This is a genomic window from Pseudomonas sp. LAMO17WK12:I5 (assembly GCF_900215165.1).
In the GTDB taxonomy this organism is placed as follows: Bacteria; Pseudomonadota; Gammaproteobacteria; order Pseudomonadales; family Pseudomonadaceae; genus Aquipseudomonas; species Aquipseudomonas putida_A.
On record NZ_OBDS01000007.1, the window covers coordinates 239,004 to 254,857 of the forward strand.

The following is a 15,854-nucleotide window of genomic DNA, read 5'->3' on the forward strand; positions in this document are numbered from 1 at the left end:
ATGACCTGTGGGAGCAGTTCCCACAGGTTTTTTTTAGTGATCAGCCGGGACGCTCGTTTTTGTTCGCGCCCCCTTGGCGGCGAACACTTCCATTTGGATTGCCGATATCCAGCAACCGTCGTTCTACCAGCACATTCTCCAGCGCCTGACGCTCGACCGGCGCCATTTGGTGTTCGCGCTTTTTCAGCTCCAGCAGAATCGGGCTGGACCAGGTGCGATAGGTCTGTTCGATGTTGCGACGCGACGTCATCAGTCTCTCCTTGATCAAGAGCCCGGTGTAGCTGGCAGGGGCTCAATCCGATGAGGGGGTAACCTTAGTCGAGAATCCTCGAGTCCGCGAATGCGCCGTTGTTCCCTGTAGGAGTGAGCCTGCTCGCGATAGCGGTGCGTCAGTAGCGCAAATGTCAGCTGACACATCGCTTTCGCGAGCAGGCTCACTCCTACAGGTTTTGCATCGCCTGCGGATCAATCGTCGATATTCATCATCGCCTGCACACCTTCCCATGCCTCGGCGCGCATCCGTTCGATATCCAGCCCCGGAATCACGCCGTTATCGACCACGATCCGGCCGCCCACCAGGCTGTACTTCACCGTGATCGGTTCTCCCGCGACCACCGTTGCAACCGCACTGTCGTGGAAGCCGAAGAAGCGTGGATGATCAAGGCTGTAGATCACCAGATCCGCCGCTTGCCCGATCTCCAGCGTACCGACCGCGCCCAGTCCCAATACCTGCGCGCCGCCCGCCGTGCCCCAGTGGATCACGTCTTCGGCAGTGGTCGCCGAGGCGCCTTGTTCGGCGCGGTGGATCAGCCATGCGGTGTTGGCTTCGCCGACCATGCTTCCGGATTCGTTGGACGCGACGCCGTCGACGCCGAGGGAGATCGGCACGCCGGCCTCATACATTTGCGGCACCGGCGCGACGCCGCTGCCCAGGCGCGCGTTGCTTACCGGGCAGTGTGAGATGCCGCTGCCGGTCTGGGCGAGCATGCGGATTTCGCCGGGTTGCAGGTGCACGGCGTGGGCGAACCAGACGTCGGGGCCGAGCCATTCGTGTTCGGCGACGAACTCCACCGGCAGGCAGTTATATTTCTCGCGGCAGAAATTCACGTAGTTCTGCGTTTCCGACAGGTGCGTGTGCAGACGCAAACCGAGGCCGCGCGCGGTGTGCGCCAGTTCGCGCAGCAGGGTCGGCGGCAGCGAAAAGGTCGGTGTGGTTGGCGCGACGACCACCCGGCGCAGGGCATCCGGGGTGTCCTGGTGATACAGCGATTTCAGTCGCTCGATATCGCCGACCATTTGTTCGAGGCTTTCCGGTTGCAGCGCGGTTTTCGAGAAACCCGGGTGCGCGCTGGCGGATTCCAGCGCGCCACCGCGACACAGCACGAAGCGCAGGCCGAACTCATCGGCCAGATCGAACAGCAGGTCTCCGGTCTCGGTGGTGCCGTGGGCGTGGTAGAGATAATGATGATCGGCGCAGGTCGTCACCCCGGACAACAGCAACTCGACCATGCCAAGACGGGCGGCAATCCGCGCCAGTTGCGGGGTGAAGCGGTTCAACCTTGGGTAGGGCACGCTCGCCAGCCAGCCTTGCAGATCCTGATTCAAACCTTCGGGCACGGCTTTGAGCAGGTTCTGGAACAGGTGATGGTGGGTGTTGATCCAGCCCGGATAGACCACGCAGTTGCGTGCATCGATCACGCGCTCGCCGGGTTGCGCTTGAAGGTCGGCGGCCATTTCGGCGATGCGGCCGTTGACCACGCGAATGTCCACCGCACCGGCCCGGGCACGCGGGCCGCGCAGGCCGGTCATCACCGCCAGCGGGTTTTTGATCAGGATGTTTTGAAGTCGAGTCATGGGCAGGCTCCAGTCAGAGAATGTGCGAGGCGGATTTGCCGGGTGTGGTTTCTGGCACGCTGACGCCGTTGAGCGCCGCGTTGAGCAGCACCGACACCAGGCAGGCGATGACCACGCTGCTGTGCAGGAACGGCTGTGACCACTCGGGCATTTGTTTGAACAGGGTGGGGGCGAGCACCGGTACCAGCGCGGCGGCGATGGTGAAACCGACGATCAATACGTTGTAGCGATTGCGCTCGTAATCGACCTTGGCCAGGGTCTGGATGCCCGCCGCCGCGACCACGCCGAACATCGCAATACCGGCGCCGCCCAGCGCCGCGGTCGGCATCGACGCGATAATCGCCCCGGCCTTGGGCACCAGCGCAATCGAGCACATCAGCAGGCCACTGACGGCGACCACCCAGCGGCTGCGCACGCCGGTCAGGATCACCAGACCGACGTTTTCCATGAAGGCAATGAACGGAAACGCGGCGAACATCCCGGCGATGGTGCTGGCCAGGCCATTGGCGCGCAGGCCATTGACCACTTGCTGGTCTTCCACCGGTTTGTCGACGATGTCGCCGATGGCCACGAACAACCCCATCGACTCGACCATCTGCACGATCATCACCACCACCATGGTCGCGATGGGGATCAGGCTGAAAGTCGGCAAACCGAAGTAGAACGGGTAGGGCACGGTCAGCCACGGCGCCTCTTCGACGCTGTGGAAATTGCCCATGCCCAGACCGTAGGCCAGACCGGCGCCGATCAGCATCCCCACCAGCACCGCCATGTTGCGCAGCAGCGGACTGCCATAGCGATTGACCAGCAGAATGGTCAGCAGCACCACCACCGCCACCGCGAGAAATGCCGGGGCGCCGAAGTTGCTCGCGTTGCGCCCACCACCGACCCATTCATAGGCGATCGGGAACAGCTGCAAACCGATCACTGTGACGATGCAACCGGTGACCACCGGCGGGAAAAACCGCCGTAATCGGCCCACGAACGGCGCCATCAGCAGGGTGAAAATTCCGGCGCCGATCACCGCGCCGCAGACACCGGCGAAGCCCACTTGGGGGTTGCTGCCGATGGCAATCACTGGACCGACGCTGCTGAACGCCACGCCTTGCAGGATCGGCAGGCGTACGCCGAATTTCCAGAAACCGACGGTTTGCAAAAGGGTGGCGATGCCGGAGCAGAACAGCGTGGTGCTGATCAGTACCACGGTGTCGGCGTGGGACATCTTCAGGGCACTGGCGACGATCAACGGCACGGCGATGGCGCCGATGTACGAGACGGCCATGTGTTGCAGGCCGAGGGTGAGCATCTGTCGCACCGGCAGGACGCGGTCGACGGGGTGCACGGTGGAGGAAGGAGTGGCTGACGACATGGGGAATCACCTCTGGCTGTTTTTATGCGGTAGAGAGGGGTATTCGTCTGATGCCTCAGGTTTCAGGAACACTGAAAATCCCTTGTGGGAGCGAGCCTGCTCGCGAAAGCGTTGTGTCAGCCGACATCACTGTTCAATGGCCCACCGCCTTCGCGAGCAGGCTCGCTCCCACAGGTTTTGCAGCGTTTCGCTGATCAACATCAGTCATTCGTGCCCGGAACCGCCATCCACCGGCTCCGATGCCTTGTTCAGCCTGCCAGGCAGGCGGCAAAGCCCTGGTTCAGCGCCGCGCGGTCCAGGTCGCGGCCGATGAACACGATCTTGCTCGAACGAGGCTCCGTGCCCCATGCGGTCGAGGCGCGAAACTCCACCAGGCTGTGCACGCCTTGCAGCACATAGCGCTGGTCTTCGTTGGCCACGGCGAGCACGCCTTTCATGCGATAGAGGTTGTCGGCCTGGGACGAGCGCAGTTCGCTGATCCAGCGGTGGAACGCCATCAGATTGACCGCGCCGTCGACGGCGATGCCCACCGATGACACGCTCGGATCGTGTTCGTGGTCTTCCGATTCATGCTGGTGGTCATGGTCGTGATGCTCAGGTTCCGCGCCGATTTCCATAAGCTTCTGCGTGCACTCGAACGCACCGATGCCGAGAATTTTCGTCAGGTCGATCTGCGCGTGGGTGGAGGTCACCAGATCTGCGGTGGCGTTCAAACCCCGGATCTTGCCGCGCAGAATGTCCACCTCTTCAGGGCTGACCAGATCGACCTTGTTGATGACGATGCGGTCGGCGCAGACGATCTGATCCACCGCTTGATTGTCGACGCCATCCAGTTGCAGATCTTCCAGGTGCTGGGCGATGTGCTTGGCGTCGACCATGGTCACGATCGCGTCGAGTTCGACTTCTTCGGCAATCGGGTCATTGATGAAAAAGCTCTGCGCCACCGGGTACGGATCGGCGAGGCCGCTGGTCTCGATCAGGATGTGATCGAGGCGCGCCGGGCGCGCCACCAGCTCGCGGACGATGCGCACCAGGTCCTCACGAACCTCGGCGGTGCAGCACACGCAGCCGTTGACCATTTCGTAGATTTCTTCGGTCTCCGAGCTGAGCACCAGATCGCCATCGATCCCGACCTCGCCGAACTCGTTTTCGATCACGGCAATCTTGCGCCCGTGGTTTTCCTTGAGGATGTAGTTGAGCAGGGTGGTTTTGCCGGCACCGAGGAAGCCGGTGAGGATGGTCACGGGGATTTTGGTGTTGGGGGTTGGGGCGTTGAAGGGGGTGTTCATATGCAGCTCCTTGATGGACGCGGATTTGCTTTGGGTGGGAGCGGGCTTGCTCGCGAATGCGGTGGTTCAGCCACCTTCATTGTTGAATGACCCACCGCATTCGCGAGCAAGCCCGCTCCCACAGGGTTCTCGGTGTTCTTTCCAGCGGGTGGCAACCCCGGCATCGAGGCCGAACAGGTCGAGCACCCGGCCGAGGCTGTGATCGACCATCTGCGCCAGGCTTTCGGGCCGGGCGTAGAACGCCGGCACCGGCGGGGCGATGATCCCGCCCATCTCGGTGACGGCAGTCATGTTGCGCAGGTGGGCGAGGGTCAGCGGCGTTTCGCGGGCCATCAGCACCAGCGTGCGGCGTTCCTTGAGGGTGACGTCGGCGGCGCGGCCGATCAGCCCGGAAGACGTGCCGGTGGCGATTTCCGCCAGGGTGCGCATCGAACACGGCGCGACCACCATGCCCAGGCAGCGAAAGGAACCGCTGGCGATCCCGGCGGCGACGTCATCGGCGCGGTGGTAGTGGCTGGCAAGCGCAGTGACATCGGCCAGTTTGTAGTCGGTCTCGTGGGCCATGGTCAGCAGTGCCGCGCGGCTGATGATCAGGTGGCTTTCGATGTCCAGTTCGGCGAGCAATTGCAGCAGGCGCATGCCGTAGATGAAGCCGGACGCGCCGCTGATGCCAACCACCAGCCGCTGGCGGTTCACGATGCCAGCCCTTTGAGCAGTTGCCGGGCACGTTCGAGCACGTCCTGATCGAGCTGCGCCTTGATCCCGTCGAAGCCGGAACCGCGTGTGGCATCAAGGCCCATGCGCGAAGTGGTGCCGTTGACCGAGGACGACGGATCCAGCGGGCTGCCGGGCAAACCGTCGATCACGAAAATATCCAGATGCGGCTGGAAATGCGTGGCCAGTGCCCACAACACTTGGCTGTCGTCAGTAATGTCGATATCGCTGTCCACCGCGATCACGTTTTTCAGATACGGATCCCAGCCGAGCAGGGCCAGCATGATCTGCCGCGCTTCGCCGTCGCGGCTCTGATCCAGCGCTACATAGCAATGAAAGTGCGTGCCGGAATTCGGGTAATGCACGGCGGTGACGGCAGGGAAACGCGCCTTGAGCTTTTCGCTCATTTCCGCTTCGCGCGGCAGCCGGGCGAGGGTCAGGTGCTCGGCGTAGCGGCCGCCCATCACGTCTACCAGCCAGGCGTCCTTGCGCCGCAGCAGGGTGTCGACGCGCAGCACGTTGTTGGTCGAGCGATCCGAGGAGTAACCGCTGAACTCGCCGAACGGGCCTTCCTCGGCGTAGGCCGTCGGGTCGATGGCGCCTTCGAGGATGAACTCGGCGTATGCCGGGACACCAATACCGTAGCGCGGGGTCTTGACCAGTTCCAGCGGTGCGCCGAACAGGCCCCCGGCGACGGCACGTTCATCGCTGCCGTAGGGTAAACGCGCTGCCGCCGCGAGCATGAACAGCGGATGTGCGCCGACCACCATCGCCACGCGCAATTCTTCGCCGCGCTCACGGGCGGTCTGCAGCATCCGCCACAGGTGTCCGCGCGAGTGCAGGCTGGTCGCCAGGGACTGGCGAGCGTGGCGCATCGAGCGGTGGTAGCTCATGTTGGCGATGCCGGTCAGCGGGTCCTCGGCGATGATGATCGCGTTGGTGATGTACGGCCCGCGATCGCTGTCGAAATGCTTGAGCATCGGCAGCAGCGCCAGATCCACGGCTTCGCCTTCGAACACTTCATCGAGCACCGGGCCGCTTTCCACGTAGCGCGGGGCGATGGGCTGGTTGGCGCGGCGCTGGAAGGTTTCGTGCAGTTGCGCCGGGGTGACACCGAACAACCGGGCAATGCGGGTGCGGGAGGCGAACAGGTTAGTTGCCACCGGTACCTTGAGGCCGCCGACGTTTTCGCAGATCAGCAACGGATCGCGGCCCTGTGTGGCGAGGGCATCGACCAGGGCGGTGATGTCCTGATCGGCAGAAACAGATTGGGTGATGGTCAGCACATCGTCCGGGTACTCACGGCGATAGGCGTCGATGAACACGTGAAAATCCTGAGAATCGCCGAGCGTCGAACGGGTCATGGTTTCACCTCGTAAAAAGCAGGCACGCAGGGGTGAGAGGGCGTTCGATCGAGCAGCCGTTGGCCTGCCGGTCGGGGGAACGCCGGGTCATCTTCGTGCCTGTAAAGTCGCTGTGTTGCCCACATGAAACACTGAGAAACCCCTGTGGAATGGGATTAACTGTGGTGAGGGGATTTATCCCCGATGGACTGCGCAGCAGGCCTGGACTCTCAGCATCAAGAGAGGGCGACTTCGTCACCCATCGGGGATGAATCCCCTCACCACAAAGTGCGCCATTTCTTCAGGTCAGAGGTACGTGGTGGTCAGGCGAATATCCGCCTCAACCAGATCCTTCGGCGGTGGCGTCGGCTCGATCCCGCACAACCGGGCGATGTTGTTGCCCAGGTAGTCCTCCAGATGATCCTCATCGATGCCCAAGCCCTGCGGTGCCGGTGAGCACAACACCTCCAGCTCGCGCAGCCACATGCCCGGTTCGTTCGGCGGCGAGTCGGTGCCGAACACGATCTTGTTGCGCGGCAGTTCCTTGGCGAATTCGACGATCCGCGACTGGAAGCACCAACCCGATTCGCAGTACACGTTCGGCGTGTCCATCGCCATCCAGAACGCCTCGAACGAGTAGTTGCCGCCGGTCTGGATGCCGAAGTGGCCGATGATGAAATTGACCATCGGGAACTCACGGATGATCGGGTAGAACATTGTCGGAATGGTGTACGGGCCGTCGCCGGTATGGATCAGCACCACGATGTTGTACTTGGCGCAGACTTTCATTGCCGGGCGCAACCAGTCCAGCGCCCGATCCGGGCGATAGCCGTGCATGTTGGCGTGCAGCTTGAGCATCTTGAAGCCGTATTCCTTGATGTGGAATTCCAGCTCCGCCGCACCGTTTTCCGGTCCCCAGCGCGGGTTGAAGTTGAAGTTGCCGATGAAGCGATCCGGGTACTTCACACAGAGTTCGGCGACGTACGACATGTAGTCACGCACGCCCTCGCGGCCACGGCGGTTACCGTCGCGATAACCGGTGTTGCCCGGTGGTGGCTGGATGAAACCCATGTCGATGCGGCGCGGTTTGCCGTTGATCATGTACGGGCCGTCCATCAGTTTGAGCATGCGCTCGCCGGTGAACGGTTCGCCGGTGTGGCGCCAGGCCTCGTCGACCAGGTTGGTGGGGTGCAGATGGGTGTCGATGATCATCGGTTCAGCTCCTGGCCAGTTGCGTGGTGACGGGGCGCTTGAGTTGCGCCTCTGCTTCGGAAACGGAACGCGGCGGCGGGGTCGGTTCGAGGCCGATCATCCGCGCGGTGTTGTTGCCCAGGTATTCCTCGAGGGTGTCCTCGTCGAGGTTCAGACCCTGCGGCGGTTCGTGGCACAACACTTCGAGCAGGCGCAGCCACATGCCCGGTTCGTTCGGCGGTGTGTCGGTGCCGAACAGGATCTTGTGCGTTGGCAAGACCTTGGCGAACTCGACGATCCGCGATTGCAGGCACCAGCCCGATTCGCAGTAGACATTGGGCAGCTCCATCGCCCATTGCATCGGTTCGAACACGTAGACCCCGCCGGTCTGCACGCCGAAGTGGGCCATGATGAAATTCACGTTGGGGAATTCCTTGATCATCGGCACCCATTCCGAGGGGATGCTGTACGGCCCGTCACCGGTGTGCAGCTTGACCGGAATACCCAGCTCGGCGCATTTCTCGAAGCACGGGCGCACCCAGTCCAGTGCACGATCAGGCCGGTAGGCGTGCATATTGGCCTGCATCTGCACCATCTTGAAACCGTGCTCCTTGACGTAGCGCTCGATCGCCTCGACGCCGTTTTCCACGCCGCAGCGCGGGTTGTAGACGAAGCAGCCGATGAAACGATCGGGGTAGGTCTGCACCATTTTCAGGGTGTAGGCCATGTAGGCGTCGATAGATTCGCGGCCCGAGAGTTCGCCGTCGGTCCAGGTGTAAATCGTGTTGCCCTGCGGCGGCTGGATGAAGGCTTTGTCGATCCGGCGAGGTTTGCCGTTGACCATGTACGGGCCATCCATCATCTCCAGCAAACGCTCGCCGGTGAACGGGTCACCGTCATGCCTCCAGGCGAGGTCCACGAGATCCGTGGGATAGCAGCTGATATCGATGATCATTGAAGTCGATCTCCTGATAGCGGGGAAGGGAGCCTTGCGGCTCTCGGCATCCACGCCCCGGGCTATCGGCCATTTCTATGCGCAGCACTCGCGCATTCCCTCGCCTGTTCGCATCCGGCCCGGGTGGGTGGTTGCTGAGGGCGAGTATTGGAAAGGGCGGAGGGGTTCGTACAATATTAATTGGGCGCGGTGGTGATACTTGGGCGATATGGTTTTGGTTTTTGTGGTTGTTGTGCCGACCCCTTCGCGAGCAGGCTCGCTCCCACAGGGGGAATGCATTCCAGCTGGAGAAATGCGGTCAAACTGTGGGAGCGAGCCTGCTCGCGAAGGCGTCAGTGTTGCGTACGCAAAGCCAACTGCCGGATCACCTCAACCACCGGCGCCACACGCTCGGCCTGCCCATGCGGCCAAACCGCATACAGGTTGTAATGCGCAGCAATCTGCGCCTCGTTCAACGCCACCAGCCGCCCACTGCGCAACGCATCGGCGGCGAGCAAGCCGCGCACCAGCCCGGCACCAACCCCGGCTTCAGCCGCCGCAATCAGGTTCGCCGCATTATCGAAAATCACCCGCGCCGCTGGCTCTACCGGGGGCATTCCGGCCGCATCCAGCCACGGTATCCACGAGCGCCGCGTATAGCCCAACAGCGGCAATTCAAGAATCTGCGCCGGGCTCAACGGCACCTGCAAACCATAGCGCTCAAGCAGCGCCGGTGAAGCCACCGCCAGCACCCGGTCGCCGCAGATCTGCGTCATCTCGCAGTCATCCCAATCGCCATAGCCGTAACGCAACGCCAGATCGACCCGCTCAAACGTGCTGCGATCACTGCGCGGCATCGACAGCAGCGTCACCTCGTAATCCGGAAGTCCGTCGAGCAACTCCGGCAGGCGCGGATTGAGCCAGCTCTGCGCCAGTTCACTGTCGACGTCCAGGGTCAGGCGCTGCGCCACGCTGCGGTTTTTCACCGAGGACAGGGCCCGGTCGATCTGCGCCAGCCCGTCCGCTAGCACGCTGGCAAACAACTGCCCGGCATCGGTGAGGTTGCTGCCGCCGCCCTCACGTACGAACAACGGCTGACCGATGAAATCTTCCAGTGCGCGAATCTGCTGGCTGATCGCACTGTGCGTCAGGTCGAGCTTGCGCGCGGCACTGGAAAAACTGCCGCTGCGCGCCGCTTGGATGAACGCGCTCATGGACTGCACCGACGGGTATCGCTTGTACATGTTGTTAGTCCTGCTTACACCGGTTGGCAGAAATCGTCGCTGGCCGCGTGTTGCGTGGGCTTCCAATAATCGGTCACCAGGCCCGCACAAAGACGGGCCGCTCTTTTGGAGCCTTACAATGATCGCATTCACGGTTAACGGCGAACGACGCGAGCTGGATGAGGCGTCCCCCTCCATGCCCTTGTTATGGGTACTGCGTGATCAACTGAAACTCACCGGCACCAAATTCGGCTGCGGCATGGGCCTGTGCGGTGCCTGCACCGTGCATCTGGACGGTGTCGCGGTGCGTTCCTGCCAGTTGCCGCTGGCCGCCGTCGCGGGCCACAGCATCACCACCATCGAAGGTCTGTCGCCGAACGAAAGCCATCCGCTGCAACTGGCCTGGGTCGCCGAAGATGTGCCGCAATGCGGCTACTGTCAATCCGGGCAGATCATGTCCGCCGCCGCGCTGCTCAACACCGGCGCGGCGGTAACCGACGATTCGATCCGCAATGCGATGACCGGCAATATCTGCCGTTGCGGCACTTACGCGCGGATCAACAAAGCGATCAAGCGCGCGGCGAACGCGCCGAAGGAGGCGTGATGAGCCTGCGCGACGACACCTTGCTCGAACCGTCACGCCGGGTCTTTCTCAAGCAAGCGGCGACGGTGGCTTCGGGCCTGGCGATTGCCTTGTATCTGCCCTCCGGCAGCGCCGCCAGCGACCCGAAATCTCCGGCGCCGGCCACGGAATTCGAGCCCAACGCCTGGGTGCGGATCTTCCCCGACGGCACAGTGAAACTGGTGGTGCACAAACACGATTCCGGCACCGGCACGCAAACGGCGTTGGCCGCGTGTGTGGCCGAAGAGCTGGATGTGAACCCGATGACCGTGCAGGTGATCACCCCGGAAGATCCGTTCTTCGAGACCTACATTCACCCGGTCTGGAAAGTCTTCTCCACCGGCGGCAGCACCAGTGTGTCGCTGGAATACGAGCGCCTGCGTATGGCCGGGGCCACGGCGCGGGCGCTGCTGATCGCGGCGGCAGCGCAGCAATGGAAAGTCAGCCCCGACAGCTGCAGCACCGAAGAAGGTCGGGTGGTTCATCTGCCCAGCAAACGCAGCCTCGGCTACGGCGAACTGGTCGGGGTGGCGGCGCATTTGCCGGCGCCGGCCAGTGTCACGCTGAAGGATCCGACGCAGTTCAAATACATCGGCAAACTGCGGCACAAGCGCGATGCCGCGGCCAAGGTCTGCGGGCGCTTCAAGTACAGCATCGACGTGCAGTTGCCGGGGATGCTGGTGGCAGTGATTCAGCGCGCGCCGGTGGTCGGGGCGAAAGTCGTCAGCGTGAATTCGGCGGCGGCATTGCAGGTGCCGGGCGTGCGCCAGGTGCTTGCAGTCCCCGGGCGCCCGGACGTGCTCGGCGGCAATCTGGAAGGCGTCGCGGTGCTGGCCAAGACGTTCTGGGCGGCGCAGCAGGGGCGCAAAGTGCTGGAGATCAAATGGAGCGATTCGCCGCTGGCCGGGTTCGACAGCGCGGAACTGGGCATGGCGCAAGCGGCCGCTATTTCCGACCCGAACAGCCAAACCATCAAAGCCATGACGCATGGCGATGTCGGCGCGCAATGGCCGCACGCGGCGCAACTGATCGAAGCCGATTACCGCATGCCGTACAAGGTGCAGAACCCGCTCGAGCCAATCTGCATCACCGCGCACGTGCAGGACAAGGCGATCACTTATTGGGGCGGCGTGCAGGTGCCGTCTTCGGCGCTGGAAGCGGCGCAAAGCGTATGCGGCATCGCCAAGGAGAAGGTCACCATCAATGAGCTGGTGTCCGGCGGCAGCTTCGGCGCGCGGGAGGCCAAATACTGGTTGTTCGAGGTGGCGTATCTGGCGCAACAGACCGGCGTGCCGGTGAAGTTGCTCAACAGCCGCGAAGACGAAATGCACGCACTGTTCAATCACCCGGCGACGCTGCACCGGGTCAGAGGCGCGCTGGATGCCCAAGGCAAACTCAACGCACTGCAACTGCACGCGGTGTCACCGGCGTCGCCGGAGCAGTGGGAGCCGGGCTATTTCGAACGCCCGGATCACATGGATTACAGCACTACCGAAGCGATCACCGCGTGGGACTTCGCCTACCGTCCGCCGCACCTGGAGCTGAATTGGGTCAAGCACGAAAGCCATGTGCCCAGCGGCTGGTATCGCTCGGTGAGCTTCATCCCCAACGTGTTCGCCGTTGAAAGCTTCATGGACGAGTTGGCCCATGCGGCAGGCGCGGATCCGCTTGCGTTCCGTCTGGCCAACATGCAGGAGCGGCCACGGCATGTGGCGGTGCTCAAACAGGCTGCCGAACGCGGCGGATGGGGCCAGTCATTGCCGCCGGGCACTGCGCTGGGGATTGCGACCAATCAGGGTTACAGCAGTTTTATTGCGGTGGTGGCGCGGGTCGCGATGGTCGATGGCAAGCCGAAAGTGGAGAAGTTGACCTGTGTGGTCGATTGCGGTCTGGCGGTGTCGCCGGGCGGGGTCGAGGAGCAGATCTACGGCGGACTGATGTGGGGCTTGGGCCATGCGTTGTTTGATCGCCTCGACATTCAACAGGGCAGGGTGGTGCAGAGCAATTTCCACGACTACCGCGTGACCCGGATGTCGGACATGCCGGCCACCGACATCGTGGTGCTGGATGGCGAGCCGGGCAAGCCCGGTGGCGTAGGCGAGTTGGGCAGTCCGTCGGTGGCGCCGGCGATTGCCAACGCCTTGTTTGCGCTGACCGGCGTGCGCCAGCGTTCAACGCCGCTGAGTCTAGGGTAGGCGCCATGGACCTGCGTCTGCTGCGGTACTTCATGGCTCTGGCCGATGAGCTGCATTTCGGCCGCGCCGCCGAGCGCCTGCACATTTGCCAGCCGCCGCTGAGCCAGCAGATTCGCCTGCTGGAGGAGGAGCTGGGCACGCCGTTGTTCGAGCGCAGTCACCACCGGGTCGAACTGACAGCGGCGGGGCAGATGCTCAAGGAGCAGGCGCCGCTGGTGTTCGAACAACTGGAACGGGCGCTGGATCTGACGCGCCAGACCGGGCGCGGGCAACTCGGCGAACTGGAAATCGGCATGATCAGTTCGGTGATGGTCGGCGTGCTGCCCAAGGCCCTGCACCTGTTTCGTGAGCGCTATCCGCAGGTGAACTGGCGCCTGCATGAAATGACCCCGGCGGCGCAGGTCAAGGCGTTGAAGGAAAAACGTATCGATGCCTGCGTGTTCCGCGTGGGTTATGACGATCCGTTGCTGCGCAACGAGTTGTTGATCTACGAGCCGATTCATGTGGTGATGCCGGCCGATCATCCGCTGGCCAGGCGCGAGATATTGGCGCCGGCAGATCTGGCGCAGGAACCGTTTGTCGCGCTGGAACTGAAGCAGTCGCGGTTCGCCAATTTCCTTTATCAGTGCTGCATTCAGGCCGGATTCACGCCGCAGATTCGCCAGCAGGTGATCGAGGTGCAGACCTTGCTCAGTCTGGTGCGCGCCGGTTTCGGGGTGGCGCTGTTGCCTGCTTCTATCGAGCAGTTGGCGCCGGCAGGGCTGGTGTTTCGCAAGCTGACACCGGCGCTGCCGGAGGTGCCGTTGTATGCGATTTACCGGGCGGATGATGCTTCGCCGGTGCTCAAGCTGTTTCTCGATACGTTGCGGGAGTTGGTGGAAACCTCCGGCCAACACTAATCCCCCCTGTGGGAGCGGGCTTGCTCGCGAAGGCGGTGAGTCAGTTAAAAATCAGTTGAATGACACACCGCCTTCGCGAGCAAGCCCGCTCCCACAGGGGGACTGTGGTGGTGCGGGAATTTATGTTCGGCACGATCACGAACGCCTGCGGTCGTAATCTTCACACGCGAATTCCCTGTGGAGATCCAATGAGCCAGGAAGTCCTGACCACTGAAACCAACCGTCGCCAGCTGCAGCAGATCATCGCCGGGCTGTCCGACGGGGTGATTCTGCTGGAGCTCGATCAGAGCATCCTCTGGGCCAATGAGGCGGCGCTGGCGATGCACGGTGTCAGCCGGATCGGTGAGCTGGGCACTAATGCCGACGAGTATGCCAAGCGCTTCAGCCTGCGCTATCGCAACAATCATACGGTGCCCCCGGAGCACTACCCGATCAGCCGCGCGGCACGCTGCGAAGCCTTTAACGACGTGCTGATCGAAGTGTCTGCCGTGAATGATCCCGAGCACGTCTGGGTGCACAGCGTGCGCAGCATGATCCTGACTGATCGCGAAGGGCAGCCGGAGTCACTGGTGCTGATCATGAGCGACGTCACCGATTGGGCCAACGCCGAGCAGCGCTTCGAAAAGACCTTCAATGCCAACCCGGCGCCGGCGGTGATCTGCCGCCTCAGCGATTTGCGCTACATCAAGGTCAATCCGGGGTTTCTGGAGATGACCGGTTACACCCGCGAGCAGGTGATCGGCACCTCGGCCTATGAAATCGACATCTTCGAACAGGCCGAAAAAAAGGATCTGGCGATCCAGCGCCTGCGCGATGTGGCGACCATTCCGCAGATGCAGGCTCAACTGCGCCTGCCCGATGGCGGCAGCAAGCAAGTGATCGTTGCCGGGCAACCGTTGGTGCTCAATGATGAGGATTGCATGCTGTTTTCCTTTGTCGACATGGAGCTGCGCCACAAGGCCGAGGTGGCGCTGCGTCAGAGCGAAGAGCGCTTCGCCAAGGCGTTCCGCCTGACTCCGGTGCCGATTCTGATCTGCACAGCCGAGGAGCAGCAGGTAATTGATGTCAATCAGGCGTTCCTCGACGCTCTGGCGTACGAGAGTGACGACGTCGTCGGCAAAACCGTGACGCAGCTGAATTTCATTGACGACGATGGTGCGCGGGCCCGACTGCTGACCGCCTTGGCGAAAAGCGGACGAGTGGATCGGGTCGATGTGCGGGTGCGCAAGAAGGACGCGGATCTGCTGGAGTGCGCGATGTCTGCGGACACCGTGAATATTCAGGACACGCCGTGCTATCTGCTGGTGCTGATGGACATCACCGAACGCAAGCGCACCGAGCTGGAGCTGGTGGCGGCGATTGAAGAGGTGATGAAAGACGCTTCGTGGTTCAGCCGGACGCTGATCGAAAAACTGGCCAATGTGAAGAAGGTCAACTCGCCGCAACTGCCGAGCGTGTCGTTCACTGACCTGACGGCGCGTGAGCGCGACGTGTTGGCGCTGATCTGCGAAGGCCTGGCTGACAAGGAGATTGCCGCACGCCTGAAACTGGCGCCGAACACCGTGCGCAATCATGTGGCGACCGTGTATTCCAAGCTTGATGTACACAGCCGCAGCGAGGCGATTGTCTGGGCGCGGGAGCGTGGTCTGTTTTCTGGCGAGCGCGGCGCGAAGGGTCAGCGGTAGGTGCAAATGCACTAGCTGATGCGGTGCAAATGCAGGTTCTGGTGAGATAAGGCAGTTCTTAGTCTGTTGGGGTGCGATACGAGCCTGTTTGGCTTGGGATCGTCTCCTTCGAAACAGCTAAAGGAACAGGCTCCATGATGAATCTTGCGCAGTTGCGCGCCAGCCTCGAACAGAGTTTTTCGCCATTGTCGTGCGAGTGTTCAGTGGATGGGGATCATTCGCTGACGGTGAAGTTGTATCACCCGGATTCGGGGCAGGTGGATCTGGTGATCAGTGGGTTGAAGCTCGATGCGTTGCGTACACCGGAGGCTGTGGCGGCGTTGGTTGATGAGTTGCGCTATGAGTTGGAGAGCAACTCTTTGCGGGCTGCTCGGGATCCGGATATGGCCTAGGGTTTTGGTGTTGGTTTGTTTTGGGTGTATATCCGTTGCTGCGGTAACGGCCACTTAGGGTTCCGCCCTGACGGCGGGTCACTTTGGCAAACGCCCCAAAGTAACCAAAGGGCTTTACCCTGACGTTCGGCCCTCGCTTAGGCT

General features: G+C 62.3%; 14 protein-coding genes. 5 read left to right on the forward strand and 9 right to left on the reverse strand.

Annotation, left to right across the window (positions count from 1 at the left end; genetic code table 11):
- Nucleotides 1-40 precede the first annotated feature (40 nt).
- The 9 genes from CRO59_RS14380 to CRO59_RS14420 form a co-directional block, all read right to left on the reverse strand.
- Nucleotides 41-250 (reverse strand): hypothetical protein, encoded by a 210-nt coding sequence (locus CRO59_RS14380; protein WP_097087987.1) that lies wholly within the window; start codon nucleotides 248-250, stop codon nucleotides 41-43.
- Nucleotides 251-465: 215 nt separating this feature from the next.
- Complete coding sequence (locus tag CRO59_RS14385; protein ID WP_097087985.1) at nucleotides 466-1,854, reverse strand: amidohydrolase family protein; 1,389 nt, start codon at nucleotides 1,852-1,854, stop codon at nucleotides 466-468.
- 13 nt (nucleotides 1,855-1,867) lie between these two features.
- Complete coding sequence (locus CRO59_RS14390; RefSeq protein ID WP_097087984.1) at nucleotides 1,868-3,223, reverse strand: nucleobase:cation symporter-2 family protein; 1,356 nt, start codon at nucleotides 3,221-3,223, stop codon at nucleotides 1,868-1,870.
- A gap of 248 nt (nucleotides 3,224-3,471) precedes the next feature.
- Nucleotides 3,472-4,512, reverse strand: coding sequence for a GTP-binding protein (locus tag CRO59_RS14395; protein WP_097087982.1), 1,041 nt, complete (start codon nucleotides 4,510-4,512; stop codon nucleotides 3,472-3,474).
- A gap of 66 nt (nucleotides 4,513-4,578) precedes the next feature.
- Nucleotides 4,579-5,208: a UbiX family flavin prenyltransferase gene (locus CRO59_RS14400; RefSeq protein WP_097087979.1), complete on the reverse strand. Its 630-nt coding sequence runs from the start codon at nucleotides 5,206-5,208 to the stop codon at nucleotides 4,579-4,581.
- The gene (locus CRO59_RS14405; protein WP_097087977.1) at nucleotides 5,205-6,590 is read right to left on the reverse strand and encodes a UbiD family decarboxylase; all 1,386 of its coding nucleotides are present in this window, start codon (nucleotides 6,588-6,590) and stop codon (nucleotides 5,205-5,207) included. The genes CRO59_RS14400 and CRO59_RS14405 overlap by 4 nt, the downstream gene beginning before the upstream one ends.
- A 285-nt stretch (nucleotides 6,591-6,875) precedes the next feature.
- Nucleotides 6,876-7,781 (reverse strand): amidohydrolase family protein, encoded by a 906-nt coding sequence (locus tag CRO59_RS14410; protein ID WP_003224037.1) that lies wholly within the window; start codon nucleotides 7,779-7,781, stop codon nucleotides 6,876-6,878.
- A 4-nt stretch (nucleotides 7,782-7,785) separates the two neighbouring features.
- Nucleotides 7,786-8,715 carry an amidohydrolase family protein gene (locus CRO59_RS14415; RefSeq protein ID WP_007965237.1) on the reverse strand — a complete coding sequence of 310 codons (930 nt, stop codon included), beginning with the start codon at nucleotides 8,713-8,715 and terminating at the stop codon, nucleotides 7,786-7,788.
- Between the two features lie 332 nt (nucleotides 8,716-9,047).
- Nucleotides 9,048-9,938 carry a LysR substrate-binding domain-containing protein gene (locus tag CRO59_RS14420; RefSeq protein WP_097087975.1) on the reverse strand — a complete coding sequence of 297 codons (891 nt, stop codon included), beginning with the start codon at nucleotides 9,936-9,938 and terminating at the stop codon, nucleotides 9,048-9,050.
- Between the two features lie 118 nt (nucleotides 9,939-10,056).
- On the opposite strand from CRO59_RS14420, the gene CRO59_RS14425 reads away from it, so the two are divergent.
- The 5 genes from CRO59_RS14425 to CRO59_RS14445 all read left to right on the forward strand — a co-directional run bounded on the left by CRO59_RS14425 (nucleotide 10,057) and on the right by CRO59_RS14445 (nucleotide 15,710).
- Nucleotides 10,057-10,521: a (2Fe-2S)-binding protein gene (locus CRO59_RS14425; protein WP_027613188.1), complete on the forward strand. Its 465-nt coding sequence runs from the start codon at nucleotides 10,057-10,059 to the stop codon at nucleotides 10,519-10,521.
- Nucleotides 10,521-12,734: a xanthine dehydrogenase family protein molybdopterin-binding subunit gene (locus CRO59_RS14430; RefSeq protein ID WP_097087974.1), complete on the forward strand. Its 2,214-nt coding sequence runs from the start codon at nucleotides 10,521-10,523 to the stop codon at nucleotides 12,732-12,734. Before CRO59_RS14425 ends, CRO59_RS14430 begins: the two co-directional genes overlap by 1 nt.
- A gap of 5 nt (nucleotides 12,735-12,739) precedes the next feature.
- Nucleotides 12,740-13,633 carry a LysR substrate-binding domain-containing protein gene (locus CRO59_RS14435; RefSeq protein ID WP_097087972.1) on the forward strand — a complete coding sequence of 298 codons (894 nt, stop codon included), beginning with the start codon at nucleotides 12,740-12,742 and terminating at the stop codon, nucleotides 13,631-13,633.
- Between the two features lie 188 nt (nucleotides 13,634-13,821).
- A complete protein-coding gene (locus CRO59_RS14440) occupies nucleotides 13,822-15,318 on the forward strand; it encodes a helix-turn-helix transcriptional regulator (protein WP_097087970.1) in 1,497 nt (498 codons plus the stop codon).
- A 134-nt stretch (nucleotides 15,319-15,452) separates the two neighbouring features.
- Nucleotides 15,453-15,710 carry a DUF1652 domain-containing protein gene (locus CRO59_RS14445; protein WP_097087969.1) on the forward strand — a complete coding sequence of 86 codons (258 nt, stop codon included), beginning with the start codon at nucleotides 15,453-15,455 and terminating at the stop codon, nucleotides 15,708-15,710.
- Nucleotides 15,711-15,854 lie beyond the last annotated feature (144 nt).